This window comes from Rosenbergiella sp. YN46 (genome assembly GCF_036620675.1).
Taxonomy (GTDB): domain Bacteria; phylum Pseudomonadota; class Gammaproteobacteria; order Enterobacterales; family Enterobacteriaceae; genus Jejubacter.
Genome location: NZ_JAZHEE010000122.1, coordinates 1 through 624, shown reverse-complemented (window position 1 = coordinate 624; position 624 = coordinate 1). Strand labels below are relative to the sequence as shown.

The following is a 624-nucleotide window of genomic DNA, read 5'->3' as shown; positions in this document are numbered from 1 at the left end:
GTGCATATTTTTTTTATGGTAAACCAAGTCACTGTGAAATTAAAAACAACAAAGGGAGATTGGGCAACAACCTTCCAGAAACCAGCTCGTGTAAAAGACGTCATACTTGCGTTAAAGGTACATTTTCGATTGCCAAAAGATAGTAAATTTACTTTATACAAACAAACATCACCTGAGAGTGGTTTCGAACCAGATCGAGCATTGGTAAATTATAACGTAAAAGACGGAGATATTTTGGTTCTAAAACAAGTATGAAATTCATTAAGAATTGTATTTGATTCTGTTTACCCTAACAGCTTCATTGCTTCATCCCTAGTAATTGCAACGAGTGTTTGTGTTTGCATTGCCTCACCAGCTTCGATTCCAAGCTTTATAGCTGCCTTTCCATTTGGAGCCTCATATATTCAGACCGCATCATATTCACCAAGTGTCCAATAAGTACTGATGATCTTTACTCCTTCAGGAAGGTTCTGCATCACCTTTTTGCCAATCTCAACTACATCGCTGGCCTTTTTTTTGAATTTTATCAGTGCTATGAAAAACATGAATGTATTTTCATTACAAATTACTTAAGAATATCCTTTAGTAGCAAAGCAAGGTTCCAGAAATTCTATAAAGAATGAC

Annotated in this window: 1 protein-coding gene; it reads left to right on the top strand. The window is 35.6% G+C overall.

Annotated elements, in window-relative coordinates; translation table 11 throughout:
* Positions 1-255: hypothetical protein (locus V3W49_RS22825; RefSeq protein ID WP_500148244.1), on the top strand; the 255-nt coding region annotated here is incomplete at its 5' end.
* Positions 256-624: the final 369 nt, after the last annotated feature.